The following is a 20751-nucleotide window of genomic DNA, read 5'->3' as shown; positions in this document are numbered from 1 at the left end:
TCATGCTCCTTTTGGCAGGTGCGGCGCCGAGACGGCGTTGCGCAGCGAACCGATGCCATCGACCCACGCGGTCATCACATCGCCGTCCTTCAGAAAGATGCCGCGCCCCATGCCGACCCCGGCGGGGGTACCCGACGCGATCAGGTCGCCCGCGCGCAGTTCGAGGATCGTCGAAAGATAGGCGATCTGTTCGTAAATGTTGAAGATCATCTCGGACGTGTTGCCGTCCTGCATGTCGGCGTCGTTGACCTTCAACCCGAGACGGATGGCATGCGGATCGCCGAGGCAATCGCGCGGCACGAAAACAGGACCGAGCGGGGTGAAGCTGTCGAAGCTCTTGCCGCGGAACCAGTCGTGCGAGAAGGGAAAGTCGCTGCGCCGGGTGCGGTCGCGCGCCGACACGTCGTTGACGATGGTATAGCCCGCGATCATGGCGTGCGCGTCACCCACCGCGACATTCTTGCCCGAACGGCCGAGCACGACGCCGAGTTCGACTTCCCAGTCGGGACGCGAGACCTGTGGCGGGACGACGACCAGTTCGTCGGGTCCGACGACGCTCTCGATCGTCTTGAGGAAAATATAGGGTTCACTGTCGGCCTTGGCCGCCAGCTTGGTCTGCATTTCCTCGGCATGTTCGATGAAGTTCGAGGCGGCGGCAAAGATGCGGCGCGGTTCGAACGGGGCGGCGAGTTTTGGCGCCACCATCGCGCCCGATACACCCTCGAGCACCCGGGCGAGCGCGAACAGCGGTTCGCGCCGCGCATCCCAATCGCGGATGATCGCCGACACATCGTCAGCGGCGGCGGAAAAGCCGTGCGCGGCAGCGGCTTCGTGGAGGTCGTGGAAGGCGTCGCCGACCTGAATCACAGGACGCGGGCCATCGGCTCCGGCGCGGGTGGCAAGCGCGAACCAGGTCATGCGATGATCTTTCCTTTCAGTGGGATGGGCAAGCGTGGCCGCGGCGCAGCCGAGCGCCATGGCGCCCCCGATCTGCGCGAGCGCGGTGCGGCGATCCAATATGCGGTGCGCAGAGGGCGGGCCGATCGTGTTGCGGGGGTCGGGCATCGCATCTTACCCGAACGCCCGCGCGAGCATCCGCACTGCGACGGCGGTCAGGAACAGCCCGAACATCAGGCTCAGCTGGCGCTTCGACAGCGCGTGCGCGATGCGGGCCCCCCACGGCGCGGTGAGATAGGACACCGGCGCAATGATCGCGAAGCCGATCAGATTGACATAGCCAAGGCTGCCCGGCGGCAGGTCTTCCACGGTCCAGCCGGTGACGATGAATGCCACCGTCGCGGGGACGCTGATCAGCAGCCCGAACAGCGCCGCGGTCCCGACCGCGCGGTGGATCGGAACATTGAACAGCGTCATCACCGGCACGCTGAGCGTACCGCCGCCGATCCCCATCATGCTGGAAATGCCGCCGATGCCAAAGGGGATGATCTGGCCGATCGGCCCGCCGGGAACCGCGTTGGCGATATGCTTGCCCTCGAGCGGCAACAGCATCTTGATGGCGACAATCAGCGCGACAATCCCAAACACCACCGACAGCATGTCGCCGCTCACGCGGGATGCGAGCAGGACGCCCGCAATCGCGCCCAGAAAGATAGCGGCGCCCCAGCGCTTCAGCTGATCGCGATCGACCGCACCCTTGGCATGGTGCGCCTGCGATGAGGAGATTGCCGTCGGGACGATCGTCGCGAGCGAGGTCGCAACCGCGACATGCATTCGCACCGAACTGTCGACGTCGAGCGCCGCAAGCACCAGGTCGAGCACCGGAACAATCACGATCCCGCCACCAACGCCGAGCATCCCGGCGATCACGCCGCCGACCGCTCCGGTCAGCAGCATCATCGCCGCCAGCGTCAGCAGATCAGGATTCAAAAGCGAATGCATCGGTTCCCCCACAAGTTCAGCCTTGCTTGTGCGGGTTGGCCGATATGCAGTCAAAGATAGAAACCGGGACTATTTATAACCAAAATTGCATACCACCTGTAATCGCGCTTTCTATATCCTTTCCGAGATAGCGCAGCGGGCAATGGATATTATCCTATATAGCAAAGACCTCGTAACGCCGGAGCCATGATCAAGATTGGCATTGCCGGGTTCGGCACTATCGGCCGCGTCGTCGCGCGCCATATCGAAGCAAGCGCGCTGCCGCTGGACCTCGCCGCGGTGTCGGCGGGTGACCGCGAACGCGCCGCCGCGGCGATGGCGCAGCTGCGCTCGCCCGTGCCCATCCTCGATACCGCCGAGCTCGTCGCTTTATCCGACGTCATCGTCGACAGCGCCCCAACGGCCGCCTTCCGCGATATTGCCACCGCCACACTGCGTGCCGGCAAGACGCTGGTGACGGTCAGCGGCGCGGCGCTGATGCAATGGCCCGAAGCGGTCGAGATCGCCCGCGAGCATGGCGGGCGCATCATCCTCGCGACCGGCGCGCTGCTTGGGCTCGATGCGGTGCGTGCCGCGGCCATCGGCACCATCCATTCGGTGACGATGGTAACGCGCAAGCCGGTGAAGTCGCTGGTCAAGGCCGAGCATGTCGTGCGCAACCGGATCGACCTCAACGATCTGACCGAGCCGCTGAAAATCTTTGCGGGCAGCGCGCTCGAAGGCGCGACCGCCTTTCCCGCCAACGTCAATGTCGCGGCGGCGCTGGGCATGGCGGGCATCGGTCCCGCGCTGACGCAGCTTGAAATCTGGGCCGACCCGGCACTCGAACGCAACACGCACCGCATCGTCGTCGATTCGGACAGCGCGCGTTTCGAACTGATTATCGAAAATATTCCCACCGACGAGAACCCCGGCACCGGTCGGATCACCGCGCAAAGCATCGTCGCGGCGCTGAATGATCTCGTCAGCCCCATCCGTATCGGAACCTAGAAAGGCCCATTTATGACCACCCGCCTGCGCCATGTGGCGATCGCATCCGCCGACCCCGACAATTCGGTCGGCTTCTTCACCGACGTGCTCGGCTGGACGCTGGCCGGCAAGATCGATAGCCGCAACGCGCGCGGCTATTATGTCACCGACGGTCACATCAACATCGCGCTGCTGTGCTTCAAGAACCGTCCCGCCGCGGGCATGGAGTTTCCCGAAGGCTATACCGGGCTGCATCACATCGGATTCCAGTGCGACGACATCGCCGCGGTCGTCGAACGCTTTGAAAATTCGGGCTACGCCCCACGCCACGACGTCAACCTGGCGCAGGGTCTGGGCAAGAACCCGGCCAAGGACAATGCCGAGTACAAGATGACCGGCCCTGAAAATGTCATGGTCGACGTGTCCGAACGCGGCTGGGCCGGCACCGAAAGCTTTCAGGGCGCCTCCAAGGCACCCTGACCGCGGCGCGCTCCCGCAGCAAAGAAGGGCGGCCGGAGTATTGCTCCGGTCGCCCTTTTCAATGCTCGTTCTCGATCGGCTGGCTCGCGTTACAAGCCCAGGAAGTCTTTCGCATTACCGCTCAGAATCTTTGCCTTCTGGGCCGCGCTTAATCCCTCATGCCCCTGCACCAGCGAGCCGATATCCTGCTCGCCGAGCGGGAATGGATGGTCCGAACCGAGCAGCACCCGATCCTCGCCCATAACATCGATCAACAAGCTGAGCGCGCGCGGATCGAACACCGCGGAATCGACGAAGAAGCGATTGACATAGCTCGACGGCGGATGGGGACAATCGACGCGCACGATGTCGCGGTGGGTCCACGCATTTTCGACGCGGCCGAGCAGGAAGGCAAAGCTGCCGCCGCCATGGCCGAAACAGATACGCAGATTTCTGGGCAGCCGTTCGAACGCCCCCGACAGGATCAGCGACAGGATCGAAAGCTGCGTTTCCGCAGGCATCGCGACCAGCCAGGGCAGCATATATTTAGGCATCCGCTCGCGCGCCATCATGTCCCAGGGATGGATCAGCACCGCGGCGCCAACATCGGCGCAATGGGTGAGAAAGGTCAAAATGCCCGCGTCGTCGAGGTTGCGCAGCCCCATATGGTTGCCGATCTGGACCCCCAGATGTCCCGCTTCCATCGCGCGGCTGACCTCGGCGCAGGACAGGTCGATGTCCTGCAGCGGCACCTGCGCCAAGGCCTTCATCCGGTCGGGCGCATGGTCGCAGAAGGTGAGCGCCGCGTCGTTGAATCGCTGCGCGCATTCGAGCGCTTTCGCCGCCGGGCGGTTATAGCCGAACATGATCGGCGTAGCGCAGATGATCTGCAGGTCGATGCCCTGCGCATCGAGCGCATCGACCCGCCGCGCCGGATCCCACAGAATGTCTTCGACGGGGCGAAATTCGTTCGCACCCTGCATGATGAAACCCTGACCGCCGCCCGCATCGTGCAGCCAGGGCAAGCCTTCGGTTTCCGCCCATGCGCGGTAAGCGCCATCCATCAAGGGAAAGAAGTGGCTGTGCATGTCGATGACCGCCATTTTTTGTGAAGCCTCTATGGTCATGACTGTCGCCGCATCCCCGTTTGCCGTCGCGCCTGCTCACCGATCCGGGCGCAGGCCATGACCTTGGGTAACGAGGCTTAGCTATCAACAATAATCCCGAGACTTGCCCTCGCTATTATAAAATGGCTATAACGACGCAAAACCGGCGCCAAGGGGTCAAGATGCCAAAGTTCCACGAAAATTTTCTGCTGAGTCGGCTCAAACTGCGCCAGCTCCGCCTGCTCACCGCGATCGCCGACGAAGGCACAGTACTGAAAGGTTCGCAGGCGCTGAACATCGCCCAGCCCGCCGCGACCAAGAGCATCAAGGAACTGGAAGACGCGCTGGGAGTCCAGCTGTTCGACCGGTCGTCGCGCGGGGTAACGCCGACCGATTTTGGCCGGGTGATGATCAAGCATGCCAAGCTGATCCTCACCCAGCTTCGCCACGCGGGGGAAGAACTGCAATCGCTGGAGGAAGGGCTGTCGGGCCGCGTCCATGTCGGTACGTTGCTCGCCGCATCGACGTCGCTGCTGCCGCGCGCACTCGCGCGGCTGCGCGAACGGCGCCCCGGAATCGCGGTGACGGTCGATGAAGGCACGATCGACCGCCTGATGCCCGGGCTGCGCACCGGCGACATCGACGTCGTGCTGGGCCGCCTGCCCGAATATCGCGAGCGCGAGGGGCTGCGGCAGGAGGTGCTCTATCTCGACACCGTGTCGATCATGGTGCGCGAGGGGCATCCGCTGACCCAGCGTAGCGGCCTGAAGCTCGCCGATCTGACCGATCAGGCGTGGGTGATGCCGCCGCCGCAGACGTCGCTGCGTCGCCAGGTCGACCACGCCTTTCGCCACGAGGGACTGGAGCCGCCGAACGACGTCATCGAATCGGTTTCGATCCTGACCAACCATGCGCTGCTGATGAACACCGACATGCTGGCCACCATGCCGCATCAGGTCGGCATGGGTCAGGCCGGGCTGACTGCGCTGCCCGTCGTTCTGGAGGGCGCGAATTCGCGCATCGGCGCGACCACCCATGCCCATGGCGAGCTATCCGCGGCGGCGAGCTATTTCATGGCGATCGTTTACGAGATCGCCGCCGAAATCCGCGCCGAACTGGGACAAGCTCAGGATGTGGCCGACGATCCCGCAGCGACCCGCCGCCAGACGAAATAGGCCATACTCACCACTATCAGCCAGGGTACCCCGGCGATTACCGCAGTCTGCCAAAAGTCGGTGTCGAGCGCCATCGTCACCGCAATGGCGGCGAGAAGCGCCAGTCCCAGAAGCTGCGCATAGGGGAAAAAGGGCATCTGCACCGGGAGATCAGCGGCTTTGTGCTGGCGGCGGAAACGCAGGTGGCTGACGAGGATCGTGCTCCACACGAGCAGCCCCCCGAACAGCGTGATCCCGAACAGGTAATTATACGCCAGCGGGGTCAGGATCGATACGGAGGCTGCAGCGAGAATGCAGACGCCGGTCAACAGCGTCGCGCGCATCGGTACCTTCTGTGCATTCAGCTCACCCAGCGCGCGCGGAGCATAGCCGCCGCGCGCCAGCGAAAACAGCATCCGTGACCCCATATATATGCTGGTATTCATCGCCGACAGTGCCGCGGTGGCGACGACAAAGTTCATCAACCCTGCCGCATAGGGAATGCCTGCGCTGGCGAACATTTTCACGAACGGACTTTCCGTGACGACCTTCGCGCCCGACTCGGTCCATGGCAGGAAGGCCACGATGATGAACAGCGCGAGGATGTAAAACAGGAATAATCGCGCCGCCATCGTGCGCAGCGCAGCGGGGATCGCAGTTTTCGGATCCTTCGCCTCGCTGGCGGTGCCGACAACAAACTCCAGCCCCATGAAGGAAAACAGCGCCATCAGCACCGCCATCCAGACTCCCGAGAAGCCGTTGGGGAAAAAGCCGCCCGCCAGCCCGGTGACATTGTGCAGGCCGATCGGCTCGCCGACGATGCCAAAGATTCGTGACATACCGAGCATGATAAAACCGACAATCGCCGACACCTTGATCACGGTCAGCCAATATTCGACCGACCCGAAATTATGCACCGCACGGGTGTTGACCCACACGACGACGGCGGCGCTGCCGATCGCCCACATCCACACGGGCGTGTCGGGGTACCACCAGCTCATATAGATGCCGACCGCGACAGCCTCGCTGCCGATCAGCAGCACCTGCTGGATCCAGTATGTATAGCGGACGATGAACCCCATCATCGGGCCAAGATAGATTTCGGCATAGGTACCAAACGACCCGGCGGTCGGGTGGACGACAGCCATTTCGGACAGGCTGAACACCATGATCACCGCGATCAACGCCGCGATCGCATAGCTGACCAGCACGCCGGGACCGGCATAGCCGATCGCGATCCCCGACCCCATGAACAGGCCGGTGCCGATCGCCCCGCCCAAGCCGATCATGATGATCTGCGCCTTGGTCAGCCCGCGCTCAAGCCCCGCCTCACGGTCCATATAGGCCTGTTCGTCCATCGCCATTTCCCCCTGCCCGTCGGTCATGTGACGGCGTCGCGTGCCTGATGTTCGGGTCGTTTCCAGACGTCCTGATCCATGATCGTCACCAGCCGGTCGACGGCATCCCAGACATCCGCATAGCCAACGTAGAGCGGGGTAAAGCCGAAGCGCACCGTGTCGGGGGCGCGAAAATCGCCGATCACCCCAGCCGCGATCAGCGCGCGCATGATCGGGTAACCCTCGGCATGCGCAAACGACACCTGGCTGCCGCGCTCGGCCGCTTCGCGCGGCGAAGCCAGCGTAAAGCCGTGTCCGCCGCAACGCTGCTCGACCAAGCGGATGAACAGATCGGTCAGCGCCATCGACTTGGTACGGATCGCCGCCATGTCGGCCTGCAAATGAATATCGAGCCCGGTTTCGACGAGCGCCATCGACAGGATCGGCTGGGTGCCGATCAGAAACTGGCGCAGTCCCGGCTGCGGGCGGTAACCCGGTTCGAAGGCAAAGGGCGCGGCATGACCCCACCACCCCGTCACGGGCTGCAACGCCTGCCCCTGATGCCGCTTGGCCGCGAACAGGAAGGCGGGCGAGCCGGGGCCGCCGTTGAGATATTTATAGGTGCAGCCGACCGCAAAATCGGCATTGCAGCCATTCAGGTCGACCGGCATCGCCCCGGCGCTATGGCACAGATCCCAGATCGCGAGCGCCCCCGCGGCATGGGCGCGCGCGGTGATCGCCGCCATGTCATGGACATGCCCGCTCTTGTAATGGACATGGGTGATCGCGACCGCGACGGTGTTCTCGTCGATCGCGTCCGCAATCTCGTCCTTCTCGCACAGGCGCACCGACACGCGCCCGCCGGTCGCCGCGGCGACGCCTTCGGCGATATAATTATTGGTCGGAAAATTGCTGCCTTCGAGGATCAGCACACTGCGATCGGGCCGCATCGCCACCGCCGCCGACAAGACCTTGAACAGGTTCTGGCTGGTCGAGTCGCAGACGATGACCTCGCCCGCCGCGGCGCCGATCAGCGGCGCAAGCTTGTCGCCCAGCCGCACCGGCAGGTCGAACCAGCCGGCGCTGTTCCAGCTTCTGATCAGGTCGGTGCCCCATTCGTGGCTCACGACCGCCTGCGCCCGTACGCTCGCCGCCTTGGGCATCGCGCCCAGCGAATTGCCGTCGAGATAGATCATCCCGTCGGGCAGGACGAATTGGTCGCGCATCGGCGCCAGTGCGTCGGCGCGGTCCATCGCCTCGCACCAGCGGCGGTCGGGTGTTGCGGGGATCTCTATCGTGGCGGCATCAAGCGTCATGGAAACATATCACCTTTGTCTGGGACATTTCGCGCATCGCAAAGCGCACGCCTTCACGCCCCATATTGCCCCGCCCGGCGCCACCGAACGGCATGGCGTCGAGCCTGTAGTCGGTCGAATCATTGATCATCACCCCGGCGACCCGCAAGCGCCGCGCCGCATGGTGCGCGTGACGGATCGATTCGGTGAAGATCGCTGCGTGGATGGCATAATTGGCGCGATTGGCGGCGTCGATGGCCGCGTCGAGTTCGGTGAAACGAAACAGGCTGGCGACCGGCCCAAAGGCTTCGTGACAGGCGACGCGCGCATCATCGGCGACATTCGCCAGCAAGGTCGGGCGTACCAGCGTTCCCGCCCGCTCACCGCCCGCCAGCAAGGTCGCGCCCTGCGCCACCGCCTCCGCCGTCCAGGCCACAATCCGTTCGGCCTGCGCGGCCGAGATCATCGGCCCGATATCAGTGGTGGGATCGGTCGGATCACCGACCCGCAAGTCTTTAACGCGCGCCACCAGAGCATCGCAAAAGGCGTCATGCACGGCTTCGTGGACATAGATGCGTTGTACGCCGATGCAATTCTGCCCCGCTGCCCCAAATGCACCCGCCGCGCAGGCATCGGCCGCCTTGGCAATATCGGCATCATCCATCACGATAACCGGACCATTGCCGCCAAGCTCCATCGCCAGCCGCTTGATCCCCGCCGCGCGCGCAATCGCCTGACCGACGCTGGCGCCGCCGGTAAAGCTGACCATCGCGACATCGGGATGCCCGGTCAGCGCATCGCCGAAATCGCGCCCGCGCCCGGTCAGCAGCTGCAGTGCGCCGTCGGGGAGCCCCGCCGCGAGCAACAGCCGCGCAAGCATGATCGCCACTAGTGGCGCCTGCTCGGCCGGTTTCAGCACCACGGCATTGCCGGCGCCCAGCGCCGGGCCAAGCTTGTGGCAAATCAGGTTGAGCGGGTCGTTGAACGGCGTAATCGCGGCGATCACGCCCAAGGGCTCATGAGTGTAATAGCCCGACCGCGCCTCGCCGCCCGGCACACTGTCGAAGGCAATCGTTTCGCCCGCGAGCCGCGTTGCTTCCTCGGCTGACAGGCGCAGCGTGTTGACCGCGCGCGCAACCTCGCGCGCGGCGCTTCCGATCGGTTTGCCGGTCTCGGCGGTGATCGCGGCGGCGAAGCGTTCGACATCGCGCTCCAACGCCTGCGCCGCATCGTGCAAGATGCGCGCGCGCGCTCCGGTCGACAGCGCCCGCATCGCTTCCGCACCCGTGACCGCGCTCGCCACCGCGCGCTCGACATGGCCCGCATCGGCGCAGGCGACCTCGCCCAGCGCTTCGCCCGACCAGGGGCTCACCACCGCCATCATGCTGCTCGCCGCTTCCCAGCGGCCGCCGATCAACAGCGATCGGCCGCCGTCGAACGCGACATGCATCATGGCTTGTCCTTGCGCAGGACCAGACCGTCATATTCGCGGCTATCGAGCAGCGCCTCGACGATCACCGGGCCGTCGGCGGCAAATCCCGCCTCGAGCGCCGCGCGAAATTCGGCCGGATCGCGCGCAACGGTTACCGGAACGCCGAAAAGCGACGGCCCGCCAATCGTCCCCTCGGCGCGCACCGGCGTGCCATAAATCGGGTTCGATTTCTTTTCCTGCTTGATGCGGATGAGCGCGAGGTCGTTGTCGGTAAAGATGACGATGACGAGCGGCAGCTTTTCGCGCACCGCGGTCGCCAGTTCACCCGCGGTCATCAGGAACCCGCCATCGCCCAGAACGCAGCAGACCGGTGTGTCGGGGCGGCAGAGCTTTGCGGCGATTGCCGACGGCAAACCAAATCCCATCGCCGACCAGCCGTTCGACATGATCTGGGTTCCCGGCGCCGGGGTGCGCCAATGCTGGCCGATCAGATGCGTATGCGCCCCAACGTCGCAGGTCATGATGCCGTCGTCGGGCAGCACGTCGCGTAGCACATCGAGCGCGCCGCACGGCCCAAAGGCCCCCTCGCGCCCGGCAAGCTTTGCTAACATGGCGGACTTGCGCGCGGCGAGCGCGGCCAGATCCCAGTCCTTGACGTCGACAGGCAGCGCGAGCAAGGCATCGAGTGTCGGCGCGATCGCCCCGACTGTGTCGGCGACCAAGGGATGCACTGCGGTATCGATGTCGGCGGCTGCGATGTCGATGCTGGCGAGCGCCAGCCCGTCGCGCATCCAGTTTTCAAAGTTGAACTCGATCGGGTCATAGCCGACCGCGACGACCAGATCGGCCTCGGCATGGGTCACGCCGACCATGTCGGACAACGCGTGGAACAGCACCCCGGCATAGTTGGAATGGGTTTCGGCCACCATGCCCTTGGCCATCGGTGTTAGAAGCACCGGCAGGCCGAACCGTTCGGCCAGCGCCACGATGCGGTCTTGCACCTGCGCATGAACAGCGCCCAGCCCGATCGCCAGCACCGGCTTGCGCGCCGCAGTGAAAGCTGCGACCAGCGCGGCGACATCGGCGGCGGCGGCATCAGGTACCGGATCGGCGGCAATCGGCCCGATTAGCGCCTCGCTCACCTCGATTGCACTCATGCCCTGTGGCAGCCCGACATGCACTGCGCCGGGGCGGCCCGACAGCGCGATCCGCGCCGCCTCGGCCAGCGTATCGACCGCGGTGTCGGGCGCGATCCGCATCGTCGCCTTGGTGAGCGGCGCGAACAGCGCCTGATGGTCGATCCCCATCTGGATCGTGCGACTGCGCCAGGCCGCGGGCATCTCGTCGGTCAGCGCAATCATCGGCGACCGGTCAAGCGTCGCGCCGCCGACGCCCGTAGCCAGATTGGTCGCGCCAGGTCCAAAAGTGCCGAAGCAAACGCCGGGCACCCCGGTCAGCCGCCCGCAAATATCGGCCATGAAGCCCGCGCCGCCTTCATGGCTGGCAAGCACGAAGTCGATGCCGTCGGTGGTGCGGATCGCCTCCATATAGTCGACCCAGCCGCCGCTCGGCACGCCAAAGACATGGCGCACCCCCATATCGCGGAGCGCCGCAACGACATTGCGAGCCACATTGGTCGATTTCATGCGCGATCCTTCAAACAGAGCCTGTCTCTGCAACCGGCCTAGGCCGCCCTGTCATAAACAAATAATACCGAATGGCCGCGTCGATATATGCCAGAAGTTATATAGTCTGGATCAGATGAAGCGATTGGCGATCGTGCCAATGCCGTCGATGCCGCCCGCAACCCGGTCGCCAGCGACGATCCGGCCGACGCCCGCCGGGGTGCCGGTATAGATCAGATCACCCGCCTTCAGTTCGACATAGGTCGACAGTTCGGCGATGATGTCCGCCACCGGCCAGATCATATCGGCGATGTCGCCATCCTGGCGCAGCTCGTCATTCACCGACAGCCAGATGCGCGCGGACGAGGGATGGCCGACGTCGGCCACCGGGAGGATCGGCGACAGGATCGCACTATGGTCGAAACCCTTGGCCATATCCCATGGTCGCCCGCCGGCCTTGGCATCGGCTTGCAGGTCGCGGCGGGTCAGGTCGTTACCGACCGCATAACCGTACACCGCCGCCAGCGCGCCATCCTCGCCGATATTGGTGCCGCCGCCGCCCAGCGCCACGACCAGCTCGATCTCGTGATGCAGGTTGGTTGTGCGCGGCGGCATCACAATATCGGCGGTCCCTGCAATGACGGCATCGGAGGGCTTGGAAAAAAAGAAGGGCGGCTCGCGGTCGGGGTCGCCGCCCATTTCGCGCGCATGATCGGCGTAATTCTTGCCGACGCAGAATATGCGCCGGATCGGAAACCGCTGATCGCTGCCGGCAATTTCGGCGGATGGCATTGCGACCGGAAAAACGGGATTCATGATGCGCCCTCTAAAGTTCAGACCGGCGGATAGAGCACCGCGCGGCACTTGCCCAGACCGGTACCATCGATGCCGCTTTTCCTGTCGGCGTTCCATGGACTGCCCATCTTGTCCTCGGGCCGATACCAAAAGCCGTAGAGCTTGTCGTTCGCCGCGACCAGCGTTGCCGCACCGATGCTGCCCTCCTCGTTCGAGAACCAGGCGAGCCGCATGATCCGGCCAAAGATCGTGCCGCGCAGCGTGCCGAGGCCGTTGTTGTAACACCCCAATATCTCGTTACCGCGCTGGCGCAGCATGATCGGTCCATATTCGTGCGAATAGACGCCGCTGACGTCAGCCACCGCCGCGGCGCCGCGTTGTTCGACATCGCCGATGATCGCGACATCGGACAGGCGCGTCGCGCCGCTGCCCGCCCAGTTGCTGTCGATGCGCAGCCGCAGCCAGCGCGCGCGAGCTTCCTTGGGCAGTTTGACGACGGTATGCGCATCGGCTTTGGCTTCGCCGTCGACCAGCAGTTCGAACGGCCCCTCGGGACCGGTGGTCGAGCCGAGCATCGCAAAGCGCCGCACCGGCGACCCTTCGGCGGTTTGCGACATCGACCCATCCTCGCGGACGACGGGCTCGAACCGGCTGTCGATTGCGACCGCCTCGATCTTGCCGTTGCCGGCCAGTTCAAAATTCAGCGTGTACGGAAAGCGGATGCTCTTTTCGGACTGCCAGCCATAGGCCGGTCCGCCATCGACCAGATTGATCGCATAGGTCGACCAATGCCGCTTGGCTTCGCCCTGATCGGCTTCGGCGATACCGCCCCAGCTGATGTGCAGGATGTTGTTTCCCTCCGGTTCGGCAGCCTTCTCTGCCGCCTGTTCTGCGGGCGCGCCCGAGCATCCGGCGAGGAGCAGCGCTCCCGCCAACACAATCTTCCATTCATGCATGATTTCAGTCCTTCAAGATCGATCTAATGACGTTCGGGCCAGACTTTTTTCGGGGCGGCGAGTTGCGGCTTGCCAAGGAGCGGACTCGACAGCGCGTAAACGCCGTTGACCGAAAAGGCCCAGATGATGTTGCGGTCATATTCGGTGAACACGGCGAAGGTCGAATTGCCGAACGTATATTCGGGCAGTTCGTCCTTGGTCGGGAAGCGCGGGACGAAATAGCCCGCAATGCTCGGCTTCGCCGGGTCGTTCACGTCGAAAATCTGGATTCCGGCGTTGTAGAAGGCGTAGATGGCAAGACCCTGTCGACCACCCTCGGGCTGCCCCAGCCCGCCTGACCGCTTCGGCCCGAAGCTGCCGCGCCGCTGGCAGAAATCGGTGAAGGCCGCGCCGGGCGGCGGCACCGGACGCGGGAATTTCGCCGCGACCCTCGGGTTAGCCGGATCGCGCACGTCGATCGAGAAAATGTCCTTGAACGGCTCGTAACAATTCTCGTTCATCGGATAGCCGTTCGAGAAGACAAAGCCGGTGCGGTCATATTGGCTGACATCGACATTGTCGAACTCGGTGCCTGCATAGCTCGGCGGGACGCTGAGGTGGCCAAGCGTCTTCGGTTTGGCCGGGTCGGTGAGGTCGAAGGTGTAAAAACCCAGCCCGCCCATGCCGCCAAAACCGATCCGGCCGCCCGCCTCGATCGGCTTCGTCAGCACGATGGGGTTGCGCGAGCCCATCCAGCTCGTGCGGTTGCCCGCGCGCGGGTTGGCGCGGTACGCGGCCTCGCTGTCCTTGTCGCCCAGCCGCTGCCCCGGAACGCTGATCTGTGACACGAATTTAGGGTTCGCGGGATCACCCATGTCCCAGACCTGATAGCCGGGCGAATAGAGATAGTCGGGATATTCGGTCAGTGAATAGCTATCGTCGGGCGCCGCCGACAACAGCATATATTTGCCGCCCCACCAGGTCGCCGCATCGAGCGCGCCCGATCCCTGCTGCTTGCCGATCGGCGCATTGGGGTGCCGATAGTCTGTCGTCCGCGTCGCAATCAGATCCCACTTGTCCGGGGTCGGGCCGTTCATCTCGAACACCTTGAAACCCTTGAGCGAATTGTAATTGCGCTGCGCCGCGACCTTGTCGGGCTGGCGCAGCTTGTCGTCCATCAGGCCAAAGCGGCCGATCTCGTAAGAGGCGACGAGCACATTGCGCCGGAGCTTCTTGTTCCACGCGATCGTGACGCCGCCGAAATAATCGGTGACCGCCGACGCATCCCAATCCTCGCTGGAACCCTTGCTGCCCCACACGCCGCCTTGTGACCATATGACCTTGGCCTTGCGCGGATCGGTGACGTCCATGATCCGCAGATAATCGCGGTCATGGGTGTAAAGGTACCGCTTGCCGCCGAAATCGACGACGCTGGCCCATGCATGCCAAGGCGAGGTCACACCGGGGTAGAAACCGATCACCTCGACATTCTTGGCGTAACTATTCTGGTCCCAATGATCGAGCTGACCCGTAAAATTGGGTGCATTGGTGGTCAGCGGCGTTGCGACGGGGTGGCGGAATGTGCCGGTCGCCGGGTCCATGCCATAATCCACATCGGGCACCGGCGGCTGCGGCGGGTTTTCGGGCGCCGCCTGATGCCATGTCTTCAGTTGGGGATCGACGATGGTGACCGGCCCGGTGGGATGCCCACCCTCGCCACTCGCCGCCGTCAGCGCGGCGGCATAGAGCAGCCCCGCGATGACCGCCGCACCGCCGCCGATGTTCCTGACTCCGCGTTTCATCGGCATTCCCCTGTTGGCTCGACCCGAAATAGCATGGCCCCGGTGCGCTCTAAAAGCGGAACCGGGCCGTCACGCCATAGGTCCGCGGCGGGATATAGGTGCCATAGATGGTGCCGAACAGATTCAGCTTGCTGGTGTAATTGAGCTCGTTGGTCAGGTTCTTGGCCCAGGCGGTCAGCTCCCACTTGCTGTCGGCATCGCGCACCCCGATCCGCGCGTTGAGCAGGATCTCGCTGTCGAACTTGAGGATGGGGGTGTTCGGATTGTCGAAGAAGTTGGCGCCGGTATATTGGAAATCGCTGCCCGCGAGCAGGACGAGCGTATCGCTGATCGGCTGGTCGAGATTGGCCGAGATCCCGAACGCATGTCTGGGCGTGCGGCGACAGCTGTTGCCATCAAGATCGGTACCGTCGTCGTCGATAATCAGCTCGCCGGTGAAGTTACACCGCGAATAGGCATAGTTGCCCGACACACTGAAACTGTCGGTCAGCCGCGCCTGGACATCGAGCTCAAGACCATAGGCCCGCGTGCCGTTGGCGGCGTTGAAGACGAAATTGTCGGGCGGCAGCCCCGGGCCGGGCGACAGGAACTGGTTGGTCTGAAGGTTGTCGTACAGCGTGTAATAGCCCGCGGCATTGATGAAGACGCGGCGGTCGGCCAGCGCGAGCTTCGCCCCCAATTCGAAGCTATCGGCAGTTTCGGGCTCGAACGACACCAAAGCTTCGGCGGGCGTGTTCGCATCCTCGCCGGTCCAGCCGCCCGGCTTGTAGCCTTTGGCATAGCGGGCATAGAGCGTCACATCATTGCTGGGTTCGAAGCGGAGGGTGGCGCTGGGCAGCCAGGCGTCCCAGCTGCGCTTGTCGGTCACGGTGAAGTTCACCGGCGCGCCTTCGAACGAGTCGCCCGAGCGATTGTTCGAATAGCTTTTGCGGTCATAGGCATAACGCAGCCCGGCATCGAAGGTGAGCTGGTCGGTCAGGCTGTAGCTGACTTCGCCAAACACACCGATATTGTCGTTGTTCGACGTCGTCACCGTATGGTTCGATCCCGGGAAAGGCGATGCCGGGGTGCCGCCAAAAGCCATGGCGAAGGCAAATTCGGTGATCGCCTGAAAATCAGGGAACAGGAAGTTTACATCCTCGGCACGGCGGATCTTTTCGCGCAGATAATAGACCCCGGCTTCCAGCCGCAGCGGGCCGCCATCATCCCAGCGCAGCCGCAGTTCCTGCGAAAACTGCTTCACATCCTCGGCCTTGCTGCTGTCGAAATAGCTGTCGGGGACGGTCGCCAGATAGGTGTCGAGCCCCGCGACCATCGCCGACGTGATGTCGGGCGCCTTGGTGACGGGATCGATCGGGAAGTTGAAAAACAGCCCCGACCCGTCTTCGCGCGCAGCGAGCGAGGAATCGCGATAGGCGGTCTGCGACGCGATGCTAAGATTGTCGCTCGCCTCCCAGACGATCGAGCCGCTGACCCCGTACATGTCGGAGTTCTGGTAGCCGGTGAAATTATGCGCGCCCTTGCGCGGATTTGGATTTTTGAACGGGGCGTTGCGGTCGGGCAGGACGAATCCGGGCAGGCTAGCGATCGGCGGCGCAAAGAAGCTGTTGTACGTGACTTCGTTGCTGTCGCCGGGGACGATGACATCGACCCAGCGCGCCCCGTCGCGGTGCCGTGTATAATCGGCGGACAGATTGATATCGACCGTCGCGCTTGGCTGCCAGCGCAGCTGGGCGCGGACCGACTGGACATTTTGATCCTCTTCGTCGCCCCCGCGCGTGTTTATAGCGTAGCCGTCGTGCTGGCGCGAACTGACGACCAGTCCCAGTCCCAGCGTGTCCGACACCGGCCCACGCACCGAGGCCGCGACGTCAAGCTTGTCATAATTGCCATAGGTCGCCTCGAAGCGCCCTTCGAACTGGTCGCCCGGCTTTTTGGTGACATAGTTGATTAACCCGCCGACGACGCTTTTACCGAAGCGCAGCGCCTGCGGTCCCTTCAGCACCTCAACGCGTTCGAGATCATAGAGGTCGAGCAGCGATCCGGTGCCGCGTGACAGATAGGAGCCGTCGACGAAGATACCAACCGCGCCATCGGCGCCCGCGCCCTGAATGTCCGACCCGATGCCGCGGATGAACAATTCGGTGTCGACCGCGCGTTCGGCGCTGAGTTTCAGGCCCGGAACACGGTAAGCGATCTCGGAAAAATCCTTGATCCCCGCCTGTTCCAGCGCGGCGCCGCTGAAAGCCTGGACCGAAATCGGCACATCCTGCAGGCTTTCCTCGCGCTTGCGGGCGGTCACGACGATCTCGTCGTTCGCCGATGCCTCGACAGCGTCACTTGGGACCGCTTGCGCCAGCGCGGCGCCCGGCACGGCAAGAACCGACCCCGTGACCAGCAGCGCCCAGCGCATCGTTCGACTTGATTTCATTGTCCGTCTCCCCAGCGGCCGATCGCGTCTTGCTTCAGGTGGGCAAGCGTCTTTTTCGGCCTGTTTGAATTGCAGGCTGGACGTTACGCATGTTTATATATCGATATAATAGATTATCCTTTGCTTGATATTCATATTTGGCCATATCGATCGCCGATCTCGACGCTTTGACGGGAATGAACGCAGTAGGCAAATCGCAACGTCGGGGTGTCCGCAAACCAATCACGATTTCGCCATGTTGACTGCTGCCGATATTTCCAACCTGTTATAGCGGTCTGGGCATTCGCGATTGGATCAGTCACTCGTATCGGCCGACAAGTCCCCTGGGATATGGACAGGGGATGTGATTATGCGGCGTATCAAACGTGGATTGCCCGGCATCGGCTGCGCTCTGGCGCTCGTGATGACCGGCGTGGCCGCACCTGCGCTTGCCAAGGACGAACCCGCGGACGGCGTCATGCCGCAGCCGCCGTTGACCGCGACGCCAAGCGATATTCCCGATTCCGACATCCGTGCCTGGTGGAACCTTACCTATGACCGCAAGCCTCCCGCCCCCATCCCGGGCCAAGATTATGGCATGGATGCCGCGACGGGGACGTTCCGCCATCCCAGGGCGACGCCGCTCGTCCGAACCGCGCCCAACTTCCCCGGTCAGCTCGATCATTGGGATCAGAAATCTTACCGTAAGAATGTCGATGTCCTGGCCTTCTACAACTTCATCCCGTCAACCGGCCATACATGGCAGACGATCGTCGACTTCGGCCAGAAGCGGTACATGTACGTCTATTACCGGTCGGGCCTCGGGATTTTCGACATCACCGATCCGCGCCAGTCCAAACTCGTCTATCGCCGCGGACAGCGCATCGCCGCGCATGGCAAGCGCGATATCGTCAATCCCTATGGCAAAAGCGACGGATTCGGCGCCGCGAACGTCCAGTGGCATAAGGGGCTGGGCAAATATGTGATGGTGCAGGCGTTCGAGGTGCCGCGATATGGCGTCATGGATGAAAAATATCGCGAGCCCAAAGGTGTCGACGCGCTCAAGCATTCTCAAGGGCTGAAGGGCTTCCGCGTCTATGCGATGGACGGCCCGCTGCCAGATCAGTGGCAGCTGATCGCCGAACGCACCACCGACTACCGCCATCCCGATGCGCCCTATGGCCAGCAACAGGGGTCGGGAGCGCTCGACATTCCCGCCTGGACGGGCGGCAAATATATGTTCTTGTCGACCGCGCCCGATGACCGCTTCATGCTGACCGAGTTTGCCGACTATATCTATACGCCCGGTTATCAGGTGTGGGACATGAGCGACCCCGCCAATCCCGCCTTTGTCAGCCAGTTTGCCGCGCCCGGGCAGATCCTCGGCGATCCAGACCATGAGGCCGCCTATCTGATGAACCCCCGGGCCGGCAACCGAACCTCATGGTTCGGATCGCGGATGCCGCCGTTCATGACCAGATCGCCCGACGAGGGCGGCAAGATCGCTTTCGGCGCAATGGCAGGGCTTGGGCTCTATGCGCTCGATATCAGTAATCCCGCCGACATCCGGATCGTCGGTCATGTGAACCAGGTACCCAAGTTCGCGGGGACGGAGTTCGATAATGTCGACCTTAGCCAATTTGAGCGGACCGGCTATATCTTCAGCAACGGCTATCCGATGAACGACGAATGTTATGAACCCTATAAGGACATTTTCGTCGTTGACGCACGCGACCCCGCGAAGCTGAAAATCGCGGCCAAGTTCCCGCGGCCGACCCCGCCCGCCGATGCGGCTTTCACCGATTATTGCCAGCGCCGCGGCAGCTTCGGGCCGAAGCGGTCGGGCTATCTGACCCAGCCGGGCCGCTTCCGCGACGGCCTGGTGTCTTACGCCTTCTACAACGCCGGGGTGCAGATCTTTGACGTCAAAGACCCCATTAAGCCCGTAATCGCCGGATATTTCGTACCCCGTTTTCCCACCGACGCGGAAACCGGCGGCCAGTCGCAGGGCAATCTGACCTATGGCGTCTATGTCGAATATGACCGGAACATCCTGTGGGCATTCACCAACCATGGTTTCTATGCCCTGTCGTCGCCGCTGCTGGGCAAGCCGATGTTTAAGACCCCCGACAAGCCATGGCCGCCGCGCCCGTAGCAGCGGGGGCACGGTCTAGCGACGCGCGGGCAGGTGCCGATCGATCAGCATCGCGCCCGCCGCTAGCAATATCAGCGCACCCGCGAGCATTGCGAAGAACAGTAGCATCCCATTGGGCCGCGCCAGTAGCATGCCCGCCCCGAACGCACTCAAGATCGCTCCCATTCGGCCAAAGGTAATCGAATAGCCAATCCCCGCCGCGCGGCATTCGACCGGAAAAACATGCGCCGACAGGGTGAGCAACAATACTTGCAGCGACAACACGGTGGCGCCGGTCACCGCCAGGCCGAGCAGGATAAGCCCGGGCGCAACACCGGGCGTGTGCAACATCGTCGCCCATAGAGCGAGCGCCGCCATTCCGGCAGCAGCCGTGCCGAGCAGCGTCGCGCGCGAGCCGATCCGCAACATCAGCCAAGTCAGCACGAAAGAAGCGGCAACGCCGGAAAGATTTAGGATCATCGCGCCGCGAATGGCGCGCTCCATTGGAAATCCGGCGTTCGAAAGCAACACCGGAACCCAGCTGAGCAGCGCATAGACTCCCATCAACGCCGCAAAAAATGCGATCGCCATGCCAAAAGTCGCACGTCGCAACGACGGACCGAACACCTGACCGTTAGCCGACACGGCCGGAGGCGGCGCGAACGGCCCCGCTGCCGATCCGCCTGCCGCGGCAATCATCCGCGCAATCTGGTCATCTGCTCCCCCGCGGCGCGCCAGCAGGATTGGCGATTCGGGCAGGGCGCGAAGCATGATGAAGCAGAGCAGCAGCGGCAGCGCACCGCCGAGTAGGAACGCCGCGGGCCACCCATAGGCGGGGATCAGCCATGATGCGATACCCGCGCCGATGATCCCGCCGCACGGAACCCCGACCGAGATGACCGTGACGGCATAGTTGCGCGCTTTTGCAGGCATCCATTCGGCGATCAGGGCGGTCGCATTGGGCACCGCGGCGCCCAGCCCTAGCCCGGTAATGAAGCGCAGGACCGAAAAGCTTGTTACATCGGTGCACAGCGCCGTCAGCATCGCGGTGGCGCCGAACCACAGCACCGCCCCGATCAGCGCGGGCCTTCGTCCGAACCGGTCGCCAATTCGTCCCCCGATGCTGGTCCCGAATGCCATGCCGAGCAGCGAAGCCGCCATCACCGGCGCTAGCGCCGCCGAGCCGATCTGCCAGTCCGCCAGGATAGCGGGCGCGGCAAAAGCCGCGAGCTGGATATCGAAGCCGTCGAGCAGGATGATCGCGGCGACCAGCGCCAGCACCCGTGTATGGAACGGCCCGAACGCCAGCGCGTCGATCGTCTCCTGAATCGGGACTTTCGTCATGGTCGCACCGTCTCCTTCGGCCGGTTGGACGCGGTCGGCCGCGCGCAAAGCGTCT

The 20751-nt window shown here is 63.6% G+C and carries 16 protein-coding genes; 4 read left to right on the top strand and 12 right to left on the bottom strand.

Features of this window, described 5'->3' with window-relative positions; translation table 11 throughout:
* Both K0M74_RS05230 and K0M74_RS05225 read right to left on the bottom strand, forming a co-directional pair.
* Window positions 1-1065 (bottom strand): fumarylacetoacetate hydrolase family protein, encoded by a 1065-nt coding sequence (locus K0M74_RS05230; protein ID WP_293968810.1) that lies wholly within the window; start codon window positions 1063-1065, stop codon window positions 1-3.
* A gap of 6 nt (window positions 1066-1071) precedes the next feature.
* The gene (locus K0M74_RS05225; protein WP_293968808.1) at window positions 1072-1899 is read right to left on the bottom strand and encodes a sulfite exporter TauE/SafE family protein; all 828 of its coding nucleotides are present in this window, start codon (window positions 1897-1899) and stop codon (window positions 1072-1074) included.
* A gap of 186 nt (window positions 1900-2085) precedes the next feature.
* Between K0M74_RS05225 and K0M74_RS05220 the strand changes: the two genes are divergently transcribed.
* Both K0M74_RS05220 and K0M74_RS05215 read left to right on the top strand, forming a co-directional pair.
* Window positions 2086-2889, top strand: a complete 804-nt coding sequence (locus K0M74_RS05220; RefSeq protein ID WP_293968806.1) for an aspartate dehydrogenase — start codon at window positions 2086-2088, stop codon at window positions 2887-2889.
* A gap of 12 nt (window positions 2890-2901) precedes the next feature.
* Window positions 2902-3348, top strand: a complete 447-nt coding sequence (locus K0M74_RS05215) for a VOC family protein (RefSeq protein ID WP_293968804.1) — start codon at window positions 2902-2904, stop codon at window positions 3346-3348.
* Window positions 3349-3437: 89 nt separating this feature from the next.
* Here the strand turns inward: K0M74_RS05215 and K0M74_RS05210 are convergent, their stop codons facing one another.
* The gene (locus tag K0M74_RS05210) at window positions 3438-4430 is read right to left on the bottom strand and encodes an amidohydrolase family protein (protein WP_293968802.1); all 993 of its coding nucleotides are present in this window, start codon (window positions 4428-4430) and stop codon (window positions 3438-3440) included.
* 185 nt (window positions 4431-4615) lie between these two features.
* Here K0M74_RS05210 and K0M74_RS05205 point away from each other — a divergent pair, with 185 nt between their 5' ends.
* Window positions 4616-5608: a LysR family transcriptional regulator gene (locus tag K0M74_RS05205; RefSeq protein WP_293968799.1), complete on the top strand. Its 993-nt coding sequence runs from the start codon at window positions 4616-4618 to the stop codon at window positions 5606-5608.
* Here K0M74_RS05205 and K0M74_RS05200 read toward each other — a convergent pair.
* The 8 genes from K0M74_RS05200 to K0M74_RS05165 all read right to left on the bottom strand — a co-directional run bounded on the left by K0M74_RS05200 (window position 5560) and on the right by K0M74_RS05165 (window position 17239).
* Window positions 5560-6972: an amino acid permease gene (locus K0M74_RS05200; protein WP_293968797.1), complete on the bottom strand. Its 1413-nt coding sequence runs from the start codon at window positions 6970-6972 to the stop codon at window positions 5560-5562. The genes K0M74_RS05205 and K0M74_RS05200 overlap by 49 nt on opposite strands.
* Window positions 6969-8240, bottom strand: a complete 1272-nt coding sequence (gene kynU / locus K0M74_RS05195) for a kynureninase (RefSeq protein WP_293968795.1) — start codon at window positions 8238-8240, stop codon at window positions 6969-6971. Before kynU ends, K0M74_RS05200 begins: the two co-directional genes overlap by 4 nt.
* Window positions 8230-9672, bottom strand: a complete 1443-nt coding sequence (locus K0M74_RS05190) for an aldehyde dehydrogenase family protein (RefSeq protein ID WP_293968793.1) — start codon at window positions 9670-9672, stop codon at window positions 8230-8232. Before K0M74_RS05190 ends, kynU begins: the two co-directional genes overlap by 11 nt.
* Complete coding sequence (locus K0M74_RS05185; RefSeq protein ID WP_293968791.1) at window positions 9669-11297, bottom strand: thiamine pyrophosphate-binding protein; 1629 nt, start codon at window positions 11295-11297, stop codon at window positions 9669-9671. Before K0M74_RS05185 ends, K0M74_RS05190 begins: the two co-directional genes overlap by 4 nt.
* 111 nt (window positions 11298-11408) lie before the next feature.
* Window positions 11409-12092 (bottom strand): fumarylacetoacetate hydrolase family protein, encoded by a 684-nt coding sequence (locus K0M74_RS05180; protein WP_293968789.1) that lies wholly within the window; start codon window positions 12090-12092, stop codon window positions 11409-11411.
* A 17-nt stretch (window positions 12093-12109) separates the two neighbouring features.
* Complete coding sequence (locus tag K0M74_RS05175) at window positions 12110-13027, bottom strand: hypothetical protein (protein ID WP_293968787.1); 918 nt, start codon at window positions 13025-13027, stop codon at window positions 12110-12112.
* A 23-nt stretch (window positions 13028-13050) separates the two neighbouring features.
* Window positions 13051-14808 carry a hypothetical protein gene (locus K0M74_RS05170; RefSeq protein WP_293968785.1) on the bottom strand — a complete coding sequence of 586 codons (1758 nt, stop codon included), beginning with the start codon at window positions 14806-14808 and terminating at the stop codon, window positions 13051-13053.
* A gap of 49 nt (window positions 14809-14857) precedes the next feature.
* Window positions 14858-17239 (bottom strand): TonB-dependent receptor, encoded by a 2382-nt coding sequence (locus K0M74_RS05165; protein ID WP_293968783.1) that lies wholly within the window; start codon window positions 17237-17239, stop codon window positions 14858-14860.
* 349 nt (window positions 17240-17588) lie between these two features.
* On the opposite strand from K0M74_RS05165, the gene K0M74_RS05160 reads away from it, so the two are divergent.
* Window positions 17589-19373, top strand: coding sequence for a hypothetical protein (locus K0M74_RS05160; RefSeq protein ID WP_293968781.1), 1785 nt, complete (start codon window positions 17589-17591; stop codon window positions 19371-19373).
* Window positions 19374-19388: 15 nt separating this feature from the next.
* Here the strand turns inward: K0M74_RS05160 and K0M74_RS05155 are convergent, their stop codons facing one another.
* A complete protein-coding gene (locus tag K0M74_RS05155; RefSeq protein ID WP_293968779.1) occupies window positions 19389-20696 on the bottom strand; it encodes an MFS transporter in 1308 nt (435 codons plus the stop codon).
* Window positions 20697-20751: the final 55 nt, after the last annotated feature.

It is taken from the genome of Sphingopyxis sp. (genome assembly GCF_019459305.1).
Lineage (GTDB): Bacteria > Pseudomonadota > Alphaproteobacteria > Sphingomonadales > Sphingomonadaceae > Sphingopyxis.
The sequence above is the reverse complement of the archived record's forward strand: the minus strand, read 5'-3'. Positions and strand labels throughout refer to the sequence as shown.

What these genes read in the sequence shown, in the direction of transcription:
- K0M74_RS05230 (WP_293968810.1), bottom strand. Translation starts at nt 1,065, where the DNA reads ATGCCCGACCCCCGCAACACGATCGGCCCGCCCTCTGCGCACCGCATA.
- K0M74_RS05225 (WP_293968808.1), bottom strand. Translation starts at nt 1,899, where the DNA reads ATGCATTCGCTTTTGAATCCTGATCTGCTGACGCTGGCGGCGATGATG.
- K0M74_RS05220 (WP_293968806.1), top strand. Translation starts at nt 2,086, where the DNA reads ATGATCAAGATTGGCATTGCCGGGTTCGGCACTATCGGCCGCGTCGTC.
- K0M74_RS05215 (WP_293968804.1), top strand. Translation starts at nt 2,902, where the DNA reads ATGACCACCCGCCTGCGCCATGTGGCGATCGCATCCGCCGACCCCGAC.
- K0M74_RS05210 (WP_293968802.1), bottom strand. Translation starts at nt 4,430, where the DNA reads ATGGCGGTCATCGACATGCACAGCCACTTCTTTCCCTTGATGGATGGC.
- K0M74_RS05205 (WP_293968799.1), top strand. Translation starts at nt 4,616, where the DNA reads ATGCCAAAGTTCCACGAAAATTTTCTGCTGAGTCGGCTCAAACTGCGC.
- K0M74_RS05200 (WP_293968797.1), bottom strand. Translation starts at nt 6,972, where the DNA reads ATGACCGACGGGCAGGGGGAAATGGCGATGGACGAACAGGCCTATATG.
- kynU (WP_293968795.1), bottom strand. Translation starts at nt 8,240, where the DNA reads ATGACGCTTGATGCCGCCACGATAGAGATCCCCGCAACACCCGACCGC.
- K0M74_RS05190 (WP_293968793.1), bottom strand. Translation starts at nt 9,672, where the DNA reads ATGATGCATGTCGCGTTCGACGGCGGCCGATCGCTGTTGATCGGCGGC.
- K0M74_RS05185 (WP_293968791.1), bottom strand. Translation starts at nt 11,297, where the DNA reads ATGAAATCGACCAATGTGGCTCGCAATGTCGTTGCGGCGCTCCGCGAT.
- K0M74_RS05180 (WP_293968789.1), bottom strand. Translation starts at nt 12,092, where the DNA reads ATGAATCCCGTTTTTCCGGTCGCAATGCCATCCGCCGAAATTGCCGGC.
- K0M74_RS05175 (WP_293968787.1), bottom strand. Translation starts at nt 13,027, where the DNA reads ATGCATGAATGGAAGATTGTGTTGGCGGGAGCGCTGCTCCTCGCCGGA.
- K0M74_RS05170 (WP_293968785.1), bottom strand. Translation starts at nt 14,808, where the DNA reads ATGAAACGCGGAGTCAGGAACATCGGCGGCGGTGCGGCGGTCATCGCG.
- K0M74_RS05165 (WP_293968783.1), bottom strand. Translation starts at nt 17,239, where the DNA reads ATGAAATCAAGTCGAACGATGCGCTGGGCGCTGCTGGTCACGGGGTCG.
- K0M74_RS05160 (WP_293968781.1), top strand. Translation starts at nt 17,589, where the DNA reads ATGCGGCGTATCAAACGTGGATTGCCCGGCATCGGCTGCGCTCTGGCG.
- K0M74_RS05155 (WP_293968779.1), bottom strand. Translation starts at nt 20,696, where the DNA reads ATGACGAAAGTCCCGATTCAGGAGACGATCGACGCGCTGGCGTTCGGG.